Annotated in this window: 4 protein-coding genes and 2 tRNA genes; 1 reads left to right on the top strand and 5 read right to left on the bottom strand. The window is 73.1% G+C overall.

The features are described 5' to 3' along the window. Positions 1–100: 100 nt before the first annotated feature. A tRNA-Met gene (locus EF918_RS32655) sits at positions 101–174 on the bottom strand. A 140-nt stretch (positions 175–314) separates the two neighbouring features. Next, complete coding sequence (locus tag EF918_RS32650) at positions 315–806, bottom strand: FBP domain-containing protein (RefSeq protein WP_125652525.1); 492 nt, start codon at positions 804–806, stop codon at positions 315–317. A gap of 81 nt (positions 807–887) precedes the next feature. Between EF918_RS32650 and EF918_RS32645 the strand changes: the two genes are divergently transcribed. Then, the gene (locus tag EF918_RS32645) at positions 888–1,457 is read left to right on the top strand and encodes a TetR/AcrR family transcriptional regulator (protein ID WP_125652524.1); all 570 of its coding nucleotides are present in this window, start codon (positions 888–890) and stop codon (positions 1,455–1,457) included. Here EF918_RS32645 and EF918_RS32640 read toward each other — a convergent pair. The 3 genes from EF918_RS32640 to EF918_RS32630 form a co-directional block, all read right to left on the bottom strand. Further along, on the bottom strand, positions 1,454–1,948 hold the full coding sequence (locus EF918_RS32640; RefSeq protein WP_125652523.1) for a hypothetical protein: 495 nt from the start codon (positions 1,946–1,948) through the stop codon (positions 1,454–1,456). The two genes, EF918_RS32645 and EF918_RS32640, sit on opposite strands and share 4 nt — an antisense overlap. Positions 1,949–2,101: 153 nt before the next feature. Continuing rightward, positions 2,102–2,174, bottom strand: a tRNA-Lys gene (locus EF918_RS32635). A gap of 156 nt (positions 2,175–2,330) precedes the next feature. Next, entirely contained in the window at positions 2,331–4,511 is a 2,181-nt protein-coding gene (locus EF918_RS32630) for a DEAD/DEAH box helicase (RefSeq protein WP_125652522.1), read from the bottom strand. Positions 4,512–4,816: the final 305 nt, after the last annotated feature.

Genomic DNA, 4,816 nt, shown 5'->3' with positions numbered 1-4,816 from the left:
GGCCGGGGCGACCCGGCCGGGGCGATCGGGTGAGCCGGGGCCGCGGGCGGCAGGAACGCCGAAGGCCCGGATCCTTGAGGATCCGGGCCTTCGGTTTCAGTAGCGGGGACAGGATTTGAACCTGCGACCTCTGGGTTATGAGCCCAGCGAGCTACCGAGCTGCTCCACCCCGCGTCGGTGAACACCACCTTACGCCATCGGGGGACCCTCCGCCGACCATTAACGGCCCGGCGGGCCGTCGGCGGCCCGGCCGGACCGGGCCCGAGCCGCTCAACAGCGGCTCGCCGGCGGCGCAGCAGCCGCCCAGCAGCGGCTCACAAGGAGGCCACGAACTTGGCCAGGTTGGTGCGCAGCCGCTCGATCTGCTCGTCCATCGTGAGCGTCTCCTCGAACCGGCCGCCCCCGCCCTCCGGCTGCTTCAGCCCGCGCACGTAGAGGGAACAGGCGAGGTCGGTGCACATGTACAGACCGGCCGAGCTGCCCTCGCGCCCCTCCTTGCCGCGCTTGCGGGCGGTCATCAGGGAGACCCCGCTGCCCGCGTGGACGGTCAGGCACAGCCCGCAGATGCTGCGGTGCAGCAGGCTCCGCCGGGCGGTCGGGTAGCGCAGGGCGATCCCGGTGGGGACCCCGTCGATCTCGGCGACCAGGTAGCTGCGGTCCGGGGCGGACAGGTCGCGCCAGCCGAGGAAGTCCAGGTCGGCCCAGGGCTGGGACTCCAGGTCGCGCGGGACCGGCAGGCGCGCGGCCTCGCCCTTGGAACAGTTCACGAAGGAGCCCCGGAGCTCCTTCTCGGTGAGTGACTTCATACGGCCCACGCTAGATTTCCTAGATATCCTAGGCAAACGCTTTTGACGTACGTCCGTCCCCGCCAGGCAGGAGCGACCCGCGTGCCCCGAGCAGGCCTCACCCCCCAGCGCCTCGTCGAGGCCGCGGCCGAGCTCGCGGACTCCGCCGGGCTGGACCACGTCACGATCTCGGCGCTGGCGCGCGGTTTCGGCGTCAAGGACGCCAGCCTGTACTCGCACATCCGCAGCCTCGACGACCTGCGCGCCCGGCTCGCGGTGCACGCCGCCGCCGAGTTCGCCGACCGCCTCGGCTCCGCGCTGGCCGGCCGTTCCGGCCAGGCCGCGCTGACCGCGTTCGCCGACGCCTACCGCGCCTACGCCGTGAGCCACCCCGGGCGGTACGCCGCCGTCCAGCTCCGGCTGCCGGCGGCCGTCCTGGCGGGGTCGCCCGGGCACGCCAAGCTGGTCGAGTACACGTACGCGCTCATGCGCTCGTACGACCTCGCCGAGCCCGACCTCACCGACGCCGTCCGCCTGCTGCGCAGCACCTTCCACGGCTTCGCCGCCCTGGAGGCCGCCGACGGCTTCGCCGCGGCCCGCCCGGTCCAGGAGTCCTGGACCCGCGGGATCGCCGCCCTGCACGACCTGCTGACGCGCTGGCCGACGGCCTAGGCCCGGCCGGCCTCCGGCTCGGCGGCCCGCAGGTGGTAGGTGGTGTCGACGCAGAAGTCGCCCGCGCTCCCCTGGATGGACAGCACGTACTCCCCCGGCACGAGCGGGTCGAGCGTGCCCCACAGCCCCCAGGCCACCCGGGGCAGCCCGGCGGCCAGGAAGCGCCGGGAGGTGGCCTGATGCAGCATCAGCGGGATCCCGTTCAGCTCCGCCCGGGCCAGGGACACCCGCAGCCGGAGCGGCTCGGGCCGCCATCCCCACGCCACGCGCTGGGTGTTGAGGACGGGGAAGAACAGCGGCCGGTCTGTCGGCACGGTGCAACGGCGCTCCACGCGCCCGCCGTAGGTGCCCGCGAGGAACCACACGTCGGACGGCTGCCGCCAGTGGGCGTGCTCACCGGTGCGGTCCACCACCGGACTGCGCCCGGCCGGCGCCGAGAGCGCCCACTTCCACCACCGCGCCGCCAGCTCCCCCGCACCCAGCCCGGACACCCCACGCTCCCCACCGTCACCACGAGCGCACCCGCACGCGCCGCCCACTGCCCCTCCGACCTGGCAATGCATCGCACTGTATCGCGCACGTGTACGAGGAGTACGCAGAAGCGCCCCGCCCGGCGAGGACCGGACGGGGCGCTTCCTGAGCGGTAGGCCATGTCGGACTCGAACCGACAACCAATGGATTAAAAGTCCACTGCTCTGCCAATTGAGCTAATGGCCCGCGGCATGCTCACCCCAGAGCATAGCCCCAGAGGGGCGCGCGGCCGATCGGGTATCGGCCGCGTGGCTCCCACGGGGTGTCAGCAGGGGCCCGTAGGAGGCGGACAGGGCCCGTACGCGGTGGCGTACGGGCCCTGTCGGGGTTCTGTCGGCAGGATCAGCCGTTGCGCTTCCAGCGCGGCTTGTCGTCGCGGCGGCCGAAGGAGCCGGAGCCGGACGGGCGGTGGTCGTCGCGGCGGCCGTAGGGGCGGTCGCCGCCGCCGGAGCGGAAGCCGCCCGAGGGGCGGTCGTCGCGGCGGTCGCGGTTGAACGGACGGTCGCCGCCGGAGCGGAAGCCACCGGACGGGCGGTCGTCGCGGCGGAAGCCGCCACCACGGTGGTCGTCGCGACGCTGGAAGCCACGGTCGCCACCACGGTCGCCACCGCGGTCGTCACGGCGGTCGAAGCCGCGGTCGCCACGGTCGTCCCGGCGCTGGAAGCCACGGTCACCGCGGTCGTCGCGACGCGGGAAGTTGCCGCGGTCACCACGGTCGTCACGGCGCTGGAAGCCACGGTCGCCACCGCGCTCGTCCCGGCGGTCGAAGCCGCGGTCGCCACGGTCGTCGCGACGCTGGAAGCCACGGTCACCACGGTCGTCACGGCGCTGGAAGCCACGGTCGCCACCGCGCTCGTCACGGCGCTGGAAGCCGCGGTCGCCACCACGGTCGTCGCGGCGGTCTCGACGGTCGAAGCCACGGTCGCCACCGCGGTCGTCGCGGCGCTCGTACGTGCGCTCCGCGCGCTCCTCCGGCTCCGGCGTGGCGGCCAGCTCGGCGGCGACCTCGGCCACCGCCGCCTCCGCGGCCTCGGCCACGGCGGTCTCCGGGTCCTCGCCGCGCTCGCGGGCGGCGCGGGCGACCAGGCGGTCGGCCTCGTCGCGGAGCTCGACGGCCCGGCGCTGCAGGCGCTCGAGCTGCTTGGTGAGCTCGGCGACCTCGCGCTCGGCCTGCTTGGCGGCGTTCGCCGCCGAGTCGGCCTGGACCTCGGTCAGGGAGCGGGCACCGGTGATCTCGGCGACCTCGGGGTCGAAGGCGCCGGCGCCGCCGACGATGTGGCGCGAGGCGTCCACGCCCGCGTCCTCCATCAGGCGGAAGATCTGGCGCCGCTGGTGCGGCAGGGCCAGGGAGACCACGACACCGGAGCGGCCGGCGCGGGCGGTACGGCCCGAGCGGTGCAGGTAGTCCTTGTGGTCACCGGCCGGGTCCACGTTGAGGACCAGGTCGATGCCGTCGACGTGGATGCCGCGGGCCGCGACGTCGGTGGCGACGAGGACGTTGACGTAGCCGTCCTTGAAGTCGGCCAGGGTCCGGGTGCGGGCGCCCTGGGTCATGCCGCCGTGCAGCGCGTCCGCCTTCACGCCGGACTCGCGCAGCTGCTCGGCCACGCGGTCGGCGCCCAGCTGGGTGCGGACGAAGATGATGGTGCGGCCCTTGCGGGCGGCGATGGCGGCGGTGACCGGGGCCTTGTCCTTCGGCTTCACGACGAGGACGTGGTGGGTCATCGTGGTGACGGCGCCGGCGGACGGGTCCACCTCGTGCGTGACCGGGGCGACCAGGTAGCGCTTGACCAGGGTGTCGATCTCGTCCTCGAGGGTGGCCGAGAACAGCAGGCGCTGGCCGCCGGTCGGGACCTGGTCGAGCAGCTCGGTGACCTCGGGCAGGAAGCCCAGGTCGGCCATCTGGTCGGCCTCGTCGAGGACCGCGACCTGGACCTGCTCCAGGGAGCAGGCACCGCGGTTGATGATGTCGCGCAGCCGGCCCGGGGTGGCGACGAGGATGTCGACACCGCGCTCCAGGGCGTAGATCTGGTTGCCCATGGACGTACCGCCGCAGACGACCTTCATCTTCAGGCCGAGCACGTCGCCGTACGGCTGGAGGGCGTCCGCGACCTGCATCGCGAGCTCACGGGTCGGGGTGAGGATGACGCCGCGGGGCTTCTTCTTGTCGGTGTGCCCGCCGGCCAGGGTGGCGAGCAGCGGCAGACCGAAGGAGAGGGTCTTGCCGGAGCCGGTACGGCCGCGGCCCAGGATGTCCTTGCCGGCCAGGGCGTCCGGGATGGTCGCGGCCTGGATCGGGAAGGGGGTGGTCACGCCGTTCTGGGCGAGCTTGCGGACGACGCCCTCGGGCAGACCGAGGTCGCCGAAGGTGATGGTCGGCTCGTCGTCCTCGGCGAGGTCGACGTCCACGTCGGCGACGTCCGCCTCGAGCGCCTCAAGAGTCTCGTCGACCGCAAGGGTCTCGACGGCCTCGATCGAGTCGTTCTCGGGCATGACGGCACGGTCGGAACTGGAAATGGACATGCGAATGCGAAAACCTTCCGGAGTCTCGGCACGCGCCCAAACTCCGTGATCGCAAATTCGACCGCCTCGATGCGGTCAGCCACGGCAAGGGAGAGTACGCGCCACACGGCGCTCTTCGGGTTCGGCGCCGGGCAATGGGATCAAACGATCTATAACCATACGCACCCTTCCCCCACCCTGGCAAGTCGACCGCGGTCACCCGGCCCGAACCGGCCCGGACCGTACGCCGCTCAGCTCGTCGGAGGCTGCGGATCCCCAGGTGGGGTGGGCTGCGGGTCGGTCGGCGGGGTCGGTGTGGGGTCCGT

It is taken from the genome of Streptomyces sp. WAC06614, from assembly GCF_003949795.1.
Taxonomy (GTDB): Bacteria; Actinomycetota; Actinomycetes; order Streptomycetales; family Streptomycetaceae; genus Streptomyces.
The sequence above is the reverse complement of the archived record's forward strand: the minus strand, read 5'-3'. Positions and strand labels throughout refer to the sequence as shown.